At 73.1% G+C, this 15114-nt stretch carries 12 protein-coding genes and 1 pseudogene; 10 read left to right on the forward strand and 3 right to left on the reverse strand.

What is annotated here, in order from left to right; genetic code table 11:
* Window positions 1-70 precede the first annotated feature (70 nt).
* Complete coding sequence (locus AB0I52_RS09700) at window positions 71-916, forward strand: LLM class F420-dependent oxidoreductase (RefSeq protein ID WP_363070624.1); 846 nt, start codon at window positions 71-73, stop codon at window positions 914-916.
* 79 nt (window positions 917-995) lie between these two features.
* Window positions 996-2009, forward strand: a complete 1014-nt coding sequence (locus AB0I52_RS09705; RefSeq protein ID WP_363070626.1) for a phosphotransferase — start codon at window positions 996-998, stop codon at window positions 2007-2009.
* Between the two features lie 15 nt (window positions 2010-2024).
* On the opposite strand, the gene AB0I52_RS09710 is transcribed toward AB0I52_RS09705, so the two are convergent.
* Entirely contained in the window at window positions 2025-2663 is a 639-nt protein-coding gene (locus tag AB0I52_RS09710; protein ID WP_363070628.1) for a class I SAM-dependent methyltransferase, read from the reverse strand.
* Window positions 2664-3093: 430 nt separating this feature from the next.
* Between AB0I52_RS09710 and AB0I52_RS09715 the strand changes: the two genes are divergently transcribed.
* A complete protein-coding gene (locus tag AB0I52_RS09715) occupies window positions 3094-4149 on the forward strand; it encodes an NlpC/P60 family protein (RefSeq protein ID WP_363070630.1) in 1056 nt (351 codons plus the stop codon).
* A 440-nt stretch (window positions 4150-4589) separates the two neighbouring features.
* Complete coding sequence (locus tag AB0I52_RS09720) at window positions 4590-5279, forward strand: DUF4232 domain-containing protein (protein ID WP_363070632.1); 690 nt, start codon at window positions 4590-4592, stop codon at window positions 5277-5279.
* 93 nt (window positions 5280-5372) lie between these two features.
* Here AB0I52_RS09720 and AB0I52_RS09725 read toward each other — a convergent pair.
* Window positions 5373-5552: pseudogene (locus AB0I52_RS09725) on the reverse strand (LLM class F420-dependent oxidoreductase); the annotation flags it as partial.
* Window positions 5553-5828: 276 nt separating this feature from the next.
* On the opposite strand from AB0I52_RS09725, the gene AB0I52_RS09730 reads away from it, so the two are divergent.
* Entirely contained in the window at window positions 5829-6461 is a 633-nt protein-coding gene (locus tag AB0I52_RS09730) for a DUF4333 domain-containing protein (protein ID WP_363070634.1), read from the forward strand.
* A 167-nt stretch (window positions 6462-6628) separates the two neighbouring features.
* On the opposite strand, the gene AB0I52_RS09735 is transcribed toward AB0I52_RS09730, so the two are convergent.
* Entirely contained in the window at window positions 6629-7306 is a 678-nt protein-coding gene (locus AB0I52_RS09735) for an HAD family hydrolase (protein ID WP_363070750.1), read from the reverse strand.
* A 171-nt stretch (window positions 7307-7477) separates the two neighbouring features.
* Between AB0I52_RS09735 and AB0I52_RS09740 the strand changes: the two genes are divergently transcribed.
* The 5 genes from AB0I52_RS09740 to AB0I52_RS09760 all read left to right on the forward strand — a co-directional run bounded on the left by AB0I52_RS09740 (window position 7478) and on the right by AB0I52_RS09760 (window position 15036).
* Window positions 7478-10057 (forward strand): bifunctional FO biosynthesis protein CofGH, encoded by a 2580-nt coding sequence (locus AB0I52_RS09740; RefSeq protein WP_363070636.1) that lies wholly within the window; start codon window positions 7478-7480, stop codon window positions 10055-10057.
* Between the two features lie 173 nt (window positions 10058-10230).
* The gene (locus AB0I52_RS09745) at window positions 10231-12627 is read left to right on the forward strand and encodes a tetratricopeptide repeat protein (protein WP_363070638.1); all 2397 of its coding nucleotides are present in this window, start codon (window positions 10231-10233) and stop codon (window positions 12625-12627) included.
* An 89-nt stretch (window positions 12628-12716) separates the two neighbouring features.
* Entirely contained in the window at window positions 12717-13091 is a 375-nt protein-coding gene (locus tag AB0I52_RS09750; RefSeq protein WP_363070640.1) for a PadR family transcriptional regulator, read from the forward strand.
* A complete protein-coding gene (locus AB0I52_RS09755; protein WP_363070642.1) occupies window positions 13088-13678 on the forward strand; it encodes a hypothetical protein in 591 nt (196 codons plus the stop codon). Before AB0I52_RS09750 ends, AB0I52_RS09755 begins: the two co-directional genes overlap by 4 nt.
* Before the next feature lie 242 nt (window positions 13679-13920).
* Window positions 13921-15036: an ADP-ribosylglycohydrolase family protein gene (locus tag AB0I52_RS09760; protein WP_363070644.1), complete on the forward strand. Its 1116-nt coding sequence runs from the start codon at window positions 13921-13923 to the stop codon at window positions 15034-15036.
* Window positions 15037-15114 lie beyond the last annotated feature (78 nt).

The raw sequence follows: 15114 nt of genomic DNA on the forward strand, positions 1-15114 counted from the left end.
AACGCTCGGTTTTGCGCACCGGACGGCATACGTTTGGGCGGTCACCCGACAACGACGGAGGTGTCCTCGCATGCGGATCGCCACAACGATCTTCCTCACCGACGAGACGATCACACCGGTACGGCTCGCGCACCAGCTCGAGCAGCGGGGATTCTCCGGGCTCTACCTCCCGGAGCACACCCACATCCCGGTGAGCAGGCGGACCCCGTACCCGGCGGGCGGTGAACTGCCGCCCGAGTACGGCCGCACCCTGGACCCCTTCGTGGCGCTCGGGCAGGCCGCCGCGGTCACCGAGCGCCTGGCGCTCGGCACCGGCATCACCCTGATCGCCCAGCACGACCCGATCGACCTCGCCAAGCAGATCGCCACCCTCGACCACCTCTCCGGCGGCCGCTTCACCCTGGGGCTCGGTTTCGGCTGGAACGTCGAGGAGGCCGCCGACCACGGCGTGGACTGGCGCACCCGCCGCGACCTCGGCCGTGACCGCATGGCACTGATGCGCGCCCTCTGGACCGACGAACCCACGGCGTACGAGGGTGAGTTCGGCTCGGTACACGCCAGCCACGCCCACCCGAAGCCGTTCCAGCGGCCCCGCGGCCCGGTGGTCGGCCCGCGCACCCTGATCGGCGGAGCGGCCGGACCGAAACTGTTCGCGCACATCGCGGAGTACGCGGACGGCTGGCTCCCCATCGGCGGCCGCGGCCTGACGGAGTCGGTGCCGCGGCTCCGTACCGCCTGGGAATCGGCGGGCCGCGACCCGAAGGACCTCCAGGTGGTCCCGTACGCGGTCCTGCCGGACGCGGGCAAGCTGGCGCACTACGCGGACCTGGGCATCGAGGAGGTCGTGCTCCAACTGCCCCCGGCGGGCGAGGCGGAGGTGCTGCGGACGCTGGACGCGTACGCGGAACACCTCTGAGGCGGCTCACCTCACGGAACGCCGCGGGGCCGGTGCAGAACGGCTGGAGTGCCGTCGGCCGCGGTGATGGAATGACGCGATGCGACATGATGCGTCAGCGGCGGCCGTGGAGCGTGGGCAGTACCCGGACGCGGTGACCCCCTGGGAGGACCCGGCCTGGCGGGAGGCCGCCCTCGGCTGGGCGGAGCACGGCCTCGCCGCCCACGGCCTGCGCACGACGAGACGGCTCGTGGTGCGGCTGCGGCCGTGGTCGGTGCTGGTACGGATGACGGCCGAGGGCGAACCCGACGTGTGGTTCAAGGCCGGCCCCGCGGGCGGCGCCGGTGGCGCCTTCGAAGCGGGACTGGCCGAGGCGTTGGCCCGCTGGGTCCCCGGCCACGTACTGAAGCCGCTCGCCGTGGACGACGCCCGCGGCTGGTCGCTCCTCCCGCACGGCGGCACGCTCTTCCGGGACGCGCTCCGCCAGGACTCCTCCGGCGAACGGGCGTGGGAGGAACCGCTGCGCCAGTACGCGGCCGTGCAACGCGCGCTCGGCCCCCGAGCCGGGGAGATGGGCCGACTCGGCGTCCCCGACGCCCGGATGGCGGTACTCCCCAGCACCTTCGACCGGCTCGTCGAGGAGAACGCCGCCCTGGACCCCGCCACCCGCACGGCACTGCGCGAACTGCGCCCCCGCTTCCAGGGCTGGTGCGACGAACTCGCGGCGACCGGCATCCCCGACTCGCTCGACCACTGCGACCTGCACGACGGACAGTTCTTCACCCCCGGACCGGGCCGCTACACCTTCTTCGACTGGGGAGACGCCGCGGTCTCCCACCCCTTCTGCAGCCTGCTCGTCCCGCTGCGCACGGCAGCCGAACGGTACGGGCCGCAGGCGCTGCCGAGACTGCGTGACGCCTACCTGGACCCGTGGACGGACACCGGCCTCACCCCTGCTGAGCTGCGCCGCGCGGTGAGCGTGGCCTGCCGCCTGGGCGCCGTGGGCAGGGCGTGCTCCTGGGGCCGGCTCTTCCCCGGGACGGGTGAGGCGCCGGGGGCCGCGGAGAGCGCGCGGTGGCTGCGCGAGTTGCTCGCGGAGCCGGTGCTCCGCTGAGGGCTGTCCCGCGCCTCACTCCGCGCGCATCAGCAGATGGCCCCGGCGGAACCGCTCCCCGTCGAGGGGCTCGCGCAGCATCCGGCCGACCTCGACGAACCCGGCCTCGCGGGCCAGTCCGGCGAGTTCGTCTATCGGCCACCGGTAGGCCGTCGTCACCTTGTGGTCGAACGCCTCCACCGGCCCGCCCCCGGCCTCGAAGAAGGCGAACAGGAGGACGCCGCCCGGGGGCAGGAGGCGGCGGAACTCGGTGAAGTACGGGGGAAGTTCCTGCGGCGGGGTGTGGATGACCGAATACCAGGACACGATGCCGCCCAGCTCGCCGTCGGCCAGGTCCAGCGCGTCCATCGAACCGACCTCGAACCGCAGGTCGGGGAACGCCTCGCGGGCGAGGCCGATCATCACCGGTGACAGGTCGATGCCGAAAACGTCCAGCCCCAGGCCGCGCAGGTGCGCCGTGAGGTGTCCGGGCCCGCATCCCAGCTCTGCGACCGGCCCGGCACCGGCCGTCCGCGCGAGCTCGGCGAAGGCGGCGAGCAGCGCGCGGTCCAGCGGGACGACGTCGAGGCTGTCACGGGCGAACTCGGCGTAGACGACGGCCATGGCGTCGTAGGCATCCGCCGTCGCGCGGAGGTGTGCGGGGGATTCGGTCATGGGGAATGACCCTAGGGCGTTCTCCGCTGTCCCGCCCGTGGAAGGAAGTGGAAAGAGGAGGAGAGGGAAGGAAAGGGTACGCCCGCGCCGGCGAGTGCGGTGCCGCGCGGCCGGCAGGGGAGGAATGCGGCTTTCGGGTGCCTGGTGAACCTTGTCGTGACTTGCCGGGAGTTACGGAACGGGCCGTCAGGTCATCGCTACACGTCGTGTGATGTGACCAAAATAAGTACCCCGTGTGCAGAGATTATTCCTGCCCCGATTGAACTGATTACGAGATGGTCACTATGGTTGGGCCTCGAACCTTCGCACGGTTGATCACCCATCCGGGGTGGCAGCGAAGGAACCGCCGATTCCGTGACATGCACGGAGCCGGGGATTCCCGTCCCCCCATAGCCCGGTAGGCGGCTCGAGGAAGAAGGAGCTCGCCTTCGTGGCGTCCCACCGTCGTCCCAAGAACCCGAGCCGCGCCCGTGTGACCGTGCTCACCGCGACCGCCGCCGCGGCCGTGGCCCTGACCTCCCAGGCCGCTCACGCCGACCCCAAGCCGACCAAGAGCGAGGTCAAGGCGGAGGTCGACAAGCTCTACCACGAGGCAGAGGTGGCCAACGAGCACTACAACGGGGCCAAGGAGAAGCAGGAGAAGCTCGAAAAGCAGGTCGGCGCGCTGCAGGACAAGGTGGCGCGTGGCCAGCAGGAGCTCAACACCCTCCGCTCCGGCCTCGGTTCGCTCGCCGCCGCCCAGTACCGCTCCGGCGGCATCGACCCCTCGGTGCAGCTCTTCCTCGCCTCGGACCCGGACAGCTTCCTCGACCAGGCGTCCGCGCTGGACCAGCTCACGGCCAGGCAGGCCGATGCGCTGACGAAGATCCAGGGCAAGCAGCGGACCCTCGCGCAGCAGCGCAAGGAGGCCCAGAACAAGCTGAGTGACCTCGCGGACGTCCGCAAGACGCTCGGCGCGAAGAAGAAGCAGCAGCAGGGCAAGCTCGCCGAGGCGCAGAAGGTGCTCAACACCCTGACCGCCGCCGAGCGCCAGCAGATGCGCGACGACGACGCACGCGCCAGCACCGACGCCAGCAACAAGGCGCGAGCCAGCCGCGGCACCGGTGACCGGGTCGAACTCGGCAACGAGGCCCCCGCGTCCGCACTCGGCGCCGCGGCCCTCCAGGCCGCCAACTCGCGGGTGGGCATGCCGTATCAGGCGCGCGCCACCGGCCCCAACGCCTTCGACTGCTCGGGCCTGACCCAGTGGGCGTACGCCCAGGCCGGTGCCCAGATCACCCGCACCACGTACACCCAGATCAACCAGGGCACCCGCATCTCGCAGAGCCAGCTGAAGCCGGGCGACCTGGTCTTCTTCAACGGCAACACGCACGTGGGGCTCTACGCGGGCAACAACACCGTGCTCCACGCTCCGTACCCGGGCGCCTTCGTCCGCTACGAGTCGATGAGCACCATCGGGTCCATCGTGGGCGCGGTGCGCATCTGATCAGGCCTTGACGGGCGAACTCCGGCGCCCCCTAAGGAATTACCTGCCCGCCGGCGACCACAGGTCGCCGGCGGGCAGTCGCGTCGGGCCGACGAGCCCGTGCAGCCGGCTTCACGCCGGCGGGACAGCCCTTAGCTTGCGGACGTGGAGCTCGTTCCCGTCGTCGCTCTCCGACGGGGACGCCCTGCTCATCGGCACCGGACGACGCGCCCCGACGGAGTCGGAGAAGGCGGCACCGGGCGAACTCGCGGCCAAGCCGCCCCTGTTCCTCGGCTGCCCCGCCGTGTTCCACCGGCACAGTGCCGTCACCGCACACGCCGAACCGACACGAGTCGTTCACGTGCCTCCTGCAACCGGATTCCCCTCCTGCGCAGTCATCCTGTACGTATCCAGATGATCACTGGATGACCAGCACGGATCTACTCACGGGGGAACATCCCATGCGTCTGCGTACCATCTCGCTCGCCGCCGCGGTCCTGGTGGCCGGTCTCGGTCTCACGGCCTGCAACGACGACTCCGGCACCGGAGCCGGGGCGGATCCGAGCAGTCCCGCGGCCGCACAGCAGTCGTCCGGGGTGCCCGAATCCCCGGCCTCGGGCGACACGAGTGGCACGGGCGGCGAGAAGGGCACGGGCGGCGACAAGTCGACCGCCGGCGGCACGGGCAGCTCCTCCGGCGGCAGCGGGGGCAACGCCGCCGCGAAGTGCAGGACGGCCGATCTGGGCTTCGCGGTCGACCCCGGGGGCGAGGCCCAGTCCGCCGGCTCCGAGGGCCACGTCACGGTCACCCTCACCAACAAGGGCACGGCCCCCTGCACGCTGAACGGCTACCCGGGAGTCGATCTGATGAGCTTCTCCGGTAACACGTGGTCGATGGCCCGGCAGGCCTCCGACAAGCCCAAGGCATACACCGTGGACCCGGGCGGCGATACCTACTTCACGGTGACGTACCTGTCCTACTCGGCGGAAGGGAACTCCAAGGAGAACGAGTTCAAGACCGCCACGATGAGTATCACTCCGCCCGGCGAGACGGAGAGCAAGGATCTCACCTGGCCGCACAAGGCGCCCGTGCTGCTCCAGGACGGGGCGACGCACCCCGGTACGTACGTGAGCCCGGTCAAGGGGGAGTAGCGCTTCCCCGGGCGGGGCCATCGGCTCGCCGGATGCCGACGGCACTCCAGCCGTTCTGCACCGGCCCCGCGGCCTTCCGTGAGGTGAGCCGCCTCAGAGGTGTTCCGCGTACGCGTCCAGCGTCCGCAGCACCTCCGCCTCGCCCGCCGGGGGCAGTTGGAGCACGACCTCCTCGATGCCCAGGTCCGCGTAGTGCGCCGGCTTGCCCGCGTCCGGCAGGACCGCGTACGGGACCACCTGGAGGTCCTTCGGGTCGCGGCCCGCCGATTCCCAGGGCTCCCCGCAACGCGTCGCCTGCCCCGCATCGGCTGGACGCGTGGGGAATTCCGTACGGGAGTGAGCTGTCCGACGACGTGGCGGTGATCGTGGCCGAGCCGGCGACGAACGCGGTGGTGCACGGATACGTACCGAGGCGCCGGCGGCGAAGTGGGGCGTGGCCGAGCGCGTGGTCGGGAAGACGGCGTGGGCGGAGGTTGCGATCGGGAACCAGGGCGGCGAGTTTGCGCGTCCCGGTGCTTGACGTGAACAGTTCTTGACTCAGGGGGCCCAATGCAGCAGTCGACCGGGAGCCGGATCGCCGTGCGAGCAGCAGGAGCGCTGCTGGCAGTGGCATTCGCTGCGGGTTGCTCGGCGAGCGTGGGCTCGAAGGAAGTGAGCAAGGACGAGGTCGCGAAGCAGGCGTCGGCGGCCCTGGGCAAGCAGGTCGGCCGGGAGCCCGACGACGTCACGTGCGAGGACGACCTCAAGGCCGAGGTGGGCGCGACCATTCGCTGCACGCTGACCGATGGCGGCAAGAATCAGGGCATGACGGTCACCGCGAAGTCGGTCGACGGCAAAAAGGTCAACATGGACTTCAAGGTCGACGACGCGGCGGGCGCCGGCAGCTCCGCGGACCCGGAGCCGACCGACGCGGCGAGCACCGGCACCGACACCGGCACCGGTGGCCAGTCGGTGAGCAGGGCGGAGGTCGCCCGCCAGGGCAAGGCCGCGCTGACGGCCCAGGTCGGCAAGGCGCCCGACGCCTTCTCCTGCCCCGAGGACCTCCCGGCCAAGGCGGGTGCCGTCGTCCGCTGCCGGCTCGTGTCGGAGGGCAAGCAGTACGGCGTGACGGTCACCGCGAAGTCGGTCCTCAACGGCAAGGTCAGCATGGACTTCAAGGTCGACGACACCGCGACCGGCTGATCCCCCCACACCGCCCGCAGGTCGGAGCGAGACCGGCCACGCGCTCATTATCCGGCCTGCGGGCCGTACCACTGCATTGCCCGGCCCGTGGTGGAAGCGATGCATTCGGACGGCTCGGCCTCGGCGGCATCGCCCTCGGCCGCCACCGGAGGCTGCGGGCGCCCGGACTACAGCGCCCGCAGGGCCCTCGGGCGGGGCGGGTCCGGCACCTTGTCCAGGAGGGCCGGGAGGTCCGTCAGCGCGTTGAGGCGGAAGTCCGCGGTGTCCACGACGTCGGGGTGGTCCGCCCACCAGTACCCGCACGCACCCCGCCGGATGTGCGCGGCGAGCAGCCCGCACGACTTGGCCGGGAACAGATCGTTCGCCGGGTGGTCGCCCACGTAGAGCGTCGAGCCCGGTTCCGCCCCGGACACCTCCAGCACCCGGGCGAAGAACTCGGGGTCCGGCTTGGACACGCCCCACTCGTCCGAGGCGACGACGAGATCCGCGGGCAGGTCGAGCGCCCGCAGGAGTTCGCCCGCCCGCACCGTCCCGTTGCCCGCGACCACCACCCGTACGCCCAGCGCGCGCAGCTCCGCCAGCGCCGGCCGTACGTCCGGGTAGAGGTCCGACTCGGCCAGGTGCTCGCCGCGCCCGGCCGCCGTCCGGGCGAGCGAGGCCTCGTTGACGTCCATGTCGGGGCGCAGGATGCTCAGCGCGTCGGCGCTGTCCCGCCCCTGGGCGACCGCGGCCCCGACCAGCGCACTCAGCGTGTGCGGCGGGACGCCGAGCCAGTTGGCCCAGGAGGCCCAGTAGCGGTCGTCGCGGATGAGTGTCTCGCCGATGTCGAAGACGATCGTTTCCATCACCGTGCCGACCCTACGGGGCGCGGACCGCTGCGCGGCCGAGGCGCCAGGGGCGGGCGCGACCTGCGGCAGATCCGGTGCGACCCGTGGCGGCCGGGACGCCGGGGGCGGGTGCGACGTGCGGGAGATCCGGCCGGTCACCGGCCGGCTACTCGCTCGTATGCTCGGTTCATGACCGATCCTCAGCGCGGACGCCCCACCACCAATTCCATGCGACGTGCCCTCAGGCGTGCCCGTGACGGTGTCGCCCTCGACGTGACCGAGGCCGCCGTCCTGCTCCAGGCGCGCGGCGACGATCTGACGGATCTCGCCGCCGGTGCCGCCCGCGTGCGGGACGCGGGCCTGGAGGCCGCGGGCCGGCCGGGTGTCATCACGTACTCCCGCAAGGTCTTCATCCCACTCACCCGGCTCTGCCGTGACAAGTGCCACTACTGCACCTTCGTCACCGTGCCCGGCAAGCTCCGGCGCGAGGGCCACGGCATGTTCCTGTCGCCTGACGAGGTCCTCGACATCGCCCGCAAGGGTGCCGCGACGGGGTGCAAGGAGGCGCTGTTCACGCTGGGCGACCGGCCCGAGGACCGCTGGCCGGAGGCGCGGGAGTGGCTGGAGGCCGAGGGGTACGACGACACCCTGGCGTACGTCCGCGCCATGGCGATCCGCGTGCTGGAGGAGACCGGCCTCCTCCCGCACCTCAACCCCGGCGTGCTGACCTGGACCGACCTCCAGCGTCTCAAGCCGGTGGCGCCCTCCATGGGCATGATGCTGGAGACGACCGCGACCCGGCTGTGGTCCGAGCCGGGCGGCCCGCACCACGGCTCACCGGACAAGGAACCGGCCGTACGGCTGCGCGTCCTGGAGGACGCCGGGCGCTCCAACGTCCCGTTCACCACCGGCATCCTCATCGGCATCGGAGAGTCCTACGAGGAGCGCGCCGACTCCCTCTTCGAGCTGCGCAAGACCGCCCGCGCCTACCACGGCATCCAGGAAGTCATCGTCCAGAACTTCCGGGCCAAGCCCGACACCGCGATGCGCGGGATGCCGGACGCGGAGCTGGAGGAGCTGGCCGCGGCCGTCGCCGTCGCGCGCCACATCCTCGGCCCGTCCGCCCGCATCCAGGCCCCGCCGAACCTCGTCGACGCCGAGTACGCGCTGCTCATCGGCGCGGGGATCGACGACTGGGGCGGGGTCTCGCCGCTCACGCCCGACCATGTGAACCCCGAGCGCCCCTGGCCGCACATCGACGAGCTGGCGGCCAGGACCGCCGAGAGCGGCTTCGCGCTGCGCGAACGGCTCACCATCTACCCGGAGTTCATCCAGCGCGGCGAGCCCTGGCTCGACCCGCGCCTGCTCCCGCACGTCCGTGCCCTCGCCGACCCGGAGACCGGGCTCGCGAAGGAGGGTGCGATGCCCGTCGGGCTGCCCTGGCAGGAGCCGGACGAGGGCTTCAACGCCTCCGGCCGCACCGATCTGCACCACACCATCGACACCGAGGGCCGCACCACCGACCGCCGCGACGACTTCGACGAGGTGTACGGGGACTGGGAGGCGCTCCGCGAGGCCGCGGCCCCCGGCATGGTCCCGTCCCGCATCGACGGCGACGTGAAGTCCGCCCTGAGCCAGGCCGCCGACGACCCGACGAGGCTCACCGACGACCAGGCCCTCGTCCTGCTGCACGCGGATGGCCCGGCGCTCGACGAGCTGTGCCGGATCGCGGACGCCCTGCGCCGGGACGTGGTCGGCGACGACGTCACGTACATCGTCACGCGCAACATCAACTTCACCAACGTCTGCTACACCGGCTGCCGTTTCTGCGCCTTCGCCCAGCGGCGCACCGACGCCGACGCGTACACCCTCTCCCTGGACCAGGTCGCGGACCGGGCGGCGCAGGCGTGGGACGTCGGCGCGGTCGAGGTCTGCATGCAGGGCGGCATCCACCCGGACCTGCCGGGAACGGCGTACTTCGACATCGCGCGTGCGGTGAAGGAACGCGTCCCGGGCATGCACGTCCACGCCTTCTCACCGATGGAGGTCGTCAACGGCGCGACCCGCACCGGCCTGTCCATCCGCGACTGGCTGGTCGCGGCGAAGGAGGCCGGGCTCGACTCGATCCCCGGCACCGCGGCCGAGATCCTGGACGACGAGGTCCGCTGGGTCCTGACCAAGGGCAAGCTGCCCACGGCGACCTGGCTGGAGGTCATCAGGACCGCCCACGAGGTGGGCCTGCGCTCCTCGTCCACGATGATGTACGGCCATGTCGACCAGCCCCGCCACTGGCTGGGCCACCTGCGGACGCTGGCCGACCTCCAGCAGGAGACCGGCGGCCTCACCGAGTTCGTGACCCTGCCCTTCATCCACACCAACGCGCCCGTCTACCTGGCCGGCATCGCCCGCCCCGGCCCGACCGACCGCGACAACCGGGCCGTCACCGCGATGGCCCGGCTCCTCCTCCACCCGCACATCACCAACATCCAGACCAGCTGGGTGAAGCTGGGCACGGAGGGCGCGGCCGAGATGCTCCGCTCGGGCGCGAACGACCTGGGCGGCACACTGATGGAGGAGACCATCTCCCGGATGGCGGGGTCGGGTTACGGCTCGTACCGGTCCGTCCAGGACCTGGTGGCCATCGCGGAGCTCGCGGGCCGGCCGGCGAAGCCGCGTACGACGCTGTACGGAGAGGTGCCCGAGGAGCGGGTCACGGCGGCCGCCGCCTCGGACGGCCACCTGCCCGAGCTGCTGCCGGTGCTGCCTTAGGCCGTGCCGGCGGGAGCTCAGGCGCCGGCATCCGGGGCTCCCGCTCGACATGGCCGTGACCCTGCTCAAGGAGTGGTGAGCCCGCGCGCCGCCGCTCCGGACGGGCGGGCCACCGGGGCGGCTCCGCGCCCGTCGGCTTCCCGGGCGGCGAACGGCGCTGCCAGACTGGGGAGATGTCCGCCACGACCGACCCGCGCCGGCTGTCGCTCCAGCAGATCGCCGAGGCCCACCACAGCGCCGCGTTCGTGGGGCGTTCGGCCGAACTCGACCTGTTCCGGGGCAACTTCGACGTACCGCCGGAGGACCCCCGGCACCGTTTCGTGTTTCATGTCCACGGCCATGCCGGGGTCGGCAAGACCTCGCTCGTACGGCAGTGGGGGCGCGCGGCCGACGAGCGCGGGGCGTTGACCGCGTGGGTCGACGAGACGGCCGAGTCCGTACCCGAGGTACTGGCCTCGGTGGCCGCGCAGTTCGCGAGCCGGCGGCAGCCGCTGAAGGCGCTGGACCGGCTCCTCGGCATCCACCAGCGGGCCCTGCACGCCACCGCCGGGGAGTCGTCCGGGGACGGGGAGCCCTCGCCCGGCGCCCTGGCCGCCGCACAGGCCGGGCTGATCGCGGCGGGCACCGTCCCGGTGGTCGGCGCGCTGGCCGGGGGCATCGATCCGGCCGCGGTGGCACGGGGCGCGGGCGGACTGCGGGCGGTGCTCGGGGGCCGGGCGCGGCAGCGGGAGGAAGCCAGGCTGCTCGCGGAACCGGTGCGGGCCCTCACACCCGTGTTCGTCACCGAACTGGCCCGGATCGCGGACACCGTGCCCTGGATCGTGCTCTTCTGCGACACCTACGAGCGCACCGCACCGCTGCTCGACGGCTGGCTGACGGACCTGCTCACACCGAGGCGATACGGCGAACTCCCCGCCAACCTCGTCCTCGTCCTCGCGGGCCGGCGCCGCCTCGACCCCGTGCACTGGGCGGCCCACACCCGGCTGACCGCGGACGTCGCGCTGGCCCCCTTCACGGAGCCGGAGTCCCGCCGGCTCCTCAACGGGCAGGGCGTGGTGGACGAGAACGTCGTACGCGAGGTGCTGCGGCTCTCCGGCGGGCTGCCGGTCCTCGTCTCCACCCTCGCGGCCAATCCGGGCGCGGCCGGGGACGCGAGCGCGACGGCCGTGGAGCGGTTCCTCTCCGGGGAGACCGATCCGCAGCGCCGCGCCGCTGCCCTCGCCTGCGCGCTGCCCCGGCGCCTCGACGCGGACCTGGTGGCGGTGGCCGTACCGGACGGTGGCCCCGGGCTCCACGACTGGGTGATCGAGCTGCCGTTCGTCGCGGGGCGGCACTCCGGCCGGGCCGGGTACCACGAGGTCGTGCGCGCCCCGATGCTCCGGCTCCAGCGCCTGGCGTCCCCGCGGACGTGGTGCGCGGCCCACGACCGCCTCGCCGACGCCTTCGCCGCCCGCCGGGACGCGGCGGCCGAGGGCGGCGACCCGGACCGGCTGTGGGCCGAGGACGCCTGGCGCGACGCGGCCCTGGACGCGCTGTACCACCGGCTGTGCGCGCACCCCCGCGCCGCGCTCCCCGAGGCCCTGCGCGCCGGGACCGACGCCTGCCGGCAGGACCCGGTCGCCGCCCGGCACTGGGCGCGCACCCTCGCGGAGGCCGGTGAGGACACCGACAGCGCCGTGCTGCGCGACTGGGGCCGGGACCTGCTGACCGCTCTCACCGACCACGCGCCCCGCGCCACCGCCGCGTTCGGGCTGCTGCTGACCCGCGCCGGGCTCGACGACACCGGCAGGGCGGCCGTCCTGGTGGCGCGGGGCTGGGACCACTTCCGGGCGGTCGAGTTCGAGGCGGCGCTCGCCGACCACGGACGGGCCCTCGCACTCGACCCCCGGAGCGCGCGGGCCCACCAGGGGCGGGCGGTCGTGCTGCGGGCCTTGGGCGCGTACGAAGAGGCCCTGGCCGACCTCGACCGGGCCGACGAGATCGCCCCCGACCGGGCCTGGGCGGTGCGCGAACGCGGGGAGACCTACCGCCGGATGGGCCGCGCGCGGGAGGCGCTGGCCGCCCTGGACCGGGCACACGTCCTGGACCCGGCCGACCCGGTGACCCTCGCCAGTCGGGGGCTCGTACGTCAGCGGCTCGGGAACCCCGAGGACGCCCTCGACGACTTCGACCGGGCCGTCGCCCTGTGGCCCGAGTACCACTGGGCCCTGGTGCGGCGCGCCAATCTGCGCTCCGTGCGCGGGGACCCGGCCGGTGCCCTGGCCGACCTGGACCGCGCCGCGGAACTCGCGCCCCGGGCCGCGGGGATCGCGGGGGAGCGGGGCGACGTGTACCGGACCGCCGGCCGGTTCGAGGAGGCCGTCGAGGAGTACGGACGGGCGCTGGCCCTCGACCCGGAGTACGCCTGGGCGCACGGTAGCCGGGCCCTGGCGTACGAGGCGCTGGGCCGCCGGGACGAGGCGCTGGACGACCTGGACCGGGCGCTGGAGATCGACCCGGAGTACGCGTGGGCCCGGCAGCAGCGGGAACGGCTCGCGGGGGACCGGGGACACCGTCCGGACGGGCCCTGACGAGAGGCCCCGGAAACCGGTGCCGGGCCGCGGACCCGCCGGGCAACCCGCCTTCCCATCCACTTGCCCAACAAGGTATCTTGCAACGCATGCAACCAGGTGATTCGGCCAAGCAGGCTCGGGCAGCCGCCCAACTGCGCAAGGGAGTCCTGGAGTACTGCGTACTCGCCCTGATGCGGGACCGCCCCCGCTACGGGGTGGAACTCCTCCACGCCCTGGAGGACTCCGGCGCCCTCGCCACCAGCCAGGGCACGGTCTACCCGCTGCTCTCGCGGCTCCGCCGCGACGACCTGGTCACCACCACCTGGCAGGAATCGGTCTCCGGGCCGCCCCGCCGCTACTACGCGCTCACCGACAGCGGGCGGGCCGCGCTCGACGAGTTCACCCGCGTCTGGCCCGGCTTCCGCAACGCCGTCGATGCCTTCCTGACCACCCCACACACCCCCACCGGAGACCTCGCATGAAGACCTCTGCCGACCCCGTGCGCGACTACCTCTCGGCCGTCGAGCGCGAGGGTTCCGCGCTCCCGGCCGACCGTCGCCAGGAACTCGTCGCCGACCTCACCGAACACATCGAGGTGACGCGCACCGAACGCCCCGGCACCGCGATCGCCGAGATACTCGCGGAGCTGGGCGACCCCCGCACGATCGCGGCGACGGCGCTGGCCGAGGCGGGCGACGGGACCGCCGGGGCCCCGGCCCGGAGCGGTGCCGGCGCACCCGCCCGGCGCGGCAAGGTGCACCCCCTGGTCCCGCTCCTGATGCTCACCCTCTCGCTGCCCTTCATGATGGTCTTCCCCGACCTCCCAGGGCCGCTGTTCGGCGTCCTGTTCCGCGTCACCGGCGCGGTGCTCCTGTGCACCTCGGTACACTGGGTCGCCGTCCAGAAGACCACCGGCGTCCTGCTGACCGCCGTCCTGCCGAGCGCCGTCTTCGCGACCTGGAACCTGACGGACGGCCCGTCCGGCACCCCCGCCGTCGTGGGCAACCTGGTGACGCTCGCCCTGCTGGCCGGCACGTCGGTGTGGCTCTGGCGGGTCCGCCGCGCCTGAGAAGCCGTTTCCCGTCCGAGGACCGTGAGGATCCGGGGCTCCCACGGCTATGGCAAGAGGCTCCCTCAGCCGAACCGCTCGTGGGAAATCCCCGGAGAATGCCGCGCAAAACTGAACCGAACCCCCACTTCGTACATACGGTTCCGCCCCCTTGGGCGCGTGGTCGTTCGATTACAGTGCTGCGCAGTTACCGCACAGTCACCGCGCGGTCGCACATGCGCGGGCCGAGGGGGAGGGGCACGGTGAGCACAGGGACCACAGCTGTCTGGGGCCGTGCCGAACAGCAGGACTTCCGCAGCCGGGTACGCGGCGCGCTGCTGGGCGGCGCCATCGGTGACGCGCTCGGCGCGGGCGTCAGCGGGCTCTCGCTGGAGGAGATCCGCGAGGCCCACGGCGCCGACGCCGTCACCGACTTCGTCCCCGCCCACGGCGGACGCGGCTGTGTCACCGCCGTCACCCAGCTCAACCTGTTCACCGTGGACGGACTGATCCGCGCCCAGGTCCGCCGCGACACCGGCGCCTGGCACCCGCCCACCGACGTGCACCGGGCACATCTGCGGTGGGCCGCCACCCAGCACGACTGGGGACCCGACGAACGCCGCAAGGACAACGGCTGGCTCGCCGGGCAGGAATGGCTCTACACCCGCCGCGCCCCCACCCGGGAATGCCTGAACGGCTTCGGCGACACCACCATGGGCACCCTCGACCGGCCCAAGAACCCCGACGCACACGACTCGGCCGCACTCACCCGCTCCGCGCCCTTCGGGCTGCTGGTCGGCTGGGAGCCCCAACTCGTCCTCCAGCTGGCCGTCGAGTGCGCCGCCCAGACCCACGGCCACCCCACCGCACTGCTCTCCTCGGGCGCCCTCGCCGTGATGGTGCACGGGCTGGCGCGGGGCGAGACGCTGGACGGCTCCGTGCAGCACGCCCTCGCCCTGCTCGCCGGGCGTCCGGGCCACGAACCCGTCACCGAGGCGCTCCAGCAGGCTCTCGGCACCGTCCGGCAGGGGATACCCGGGCCCGCCCTCATCGAGTCCCTGGGCGCCACGGACTCGGCCGAGGAGGTGCTCGCGGTGGCCGTGTACTGCGCGCTGGTGGGCGAGGACGTCCGGCACGGCTTGCGGCTGGCCGTGAACCACGGCGGGCCGTCCTCGGCGACCGGGGCCCTGTGCGGGGCGCTGCTCGGCGCGCTGCACGGCGAGACCGCGCTGCCGCCGGCCTGGCTCGCCGAACTGGAGGGCCGGGCGACACTGCTCGAACTCTCCGACGACTTCGCCATGGAGATGACCCAGGGCCCCGCCCTGCACAGCCCGGCGGCCGTCGCGGCGGGCTGGCTGGCGCGCTACCCGCGCGGCTGAACCCCCGGGAGCCCGCCGGAGTCCGGCCGCGTACGCCGGTCACGCGGTGGGGGCGGGTCACGGGACGCCGCAGCATCC

Source organism: Streptomyces sp. NPDC050423 (genome assembly GCF_040655445.1).
GTDB lineage: Bacteria > Actinomycetota > Actinomycetes > Streptomycetales > Streptomycetaceae > Streptomyces.

Excerpts from the sequence above, each read along its gene's own strand:
- AB0I52_RS09740 (WP_363070636.1), top strand. The coding sequence starts at position 7,478 with ATGACCGATCCTCAGCGCGGACGCCCCACCACCAATTCCATGCGACGT.
- AB0I52_RS09730 (WP_363070634.1), top strand. The coding sequence starts at position 5,829 with ATGCAGCAGTCGACCGGGAGCCGGATCGCCGTGCGAGCAGCAGGAGCG.
- AB0I52_RS09755 (WP_363070642.1), top strand. The coding sequence starts at position 13,088 with ATGAAGACCTCTGCCGACCCCGTGCGCGACTACCTCTCGGCCGTCGAG.
- AB0I52_RS09710 (WP_363070628.1), bottom strand. The coding sequence starts at position 2,663 with ATGACCGAATCCCCCGCACACCTCCGCGCGACGGCGGATGCCTACGAC.
- AB0I52_RS09745 (WP_363070638.1), top strand. The coding sequence starts at position 10,231 with ATGTCCGCCACGACCGACCCGCGCCGGCTGTCGCTCCAGCAGATCGCC.
- AB0I52_RS09705 (WP_363070626.1), top strand. The coding sequence starts at position 996 with ATGCGACATGATGCGTCAGCGGCGGCCGTGGAGCGTGGGCAGTACCCG.
- AB0I52_RS09700 (WP_363070624.1), top strand. The coding sequence starts at position 71 with ATGCGGATCGCCACAACGATCTTCCTCACCGACGAGACGATCACACCG.
- AB0I52_RS09750 (WP_363070640.1), top strand. The coding sequence starts at position 12,717 with ATGCAACCAGGTGATTCGGCCAAGCAGGCTCGGGCAGCCGCCCAACTG.
- AB0I52_RS09720 (WP_363070632.1), top strand. The coding sequence starts at position 4,590 with ATGCGTCTGCGTACCATCTCGCTCGCCGCCGCGGTCCTGGTGGCCGGT.
- AB0I52_RS09735 (WP_363070750.1), bottom strand. The coding sequence starts at position 7,306 with ATGGAAACGATCGTCTTCGACATCGGCGAGACACTCATCCGCGACGAC.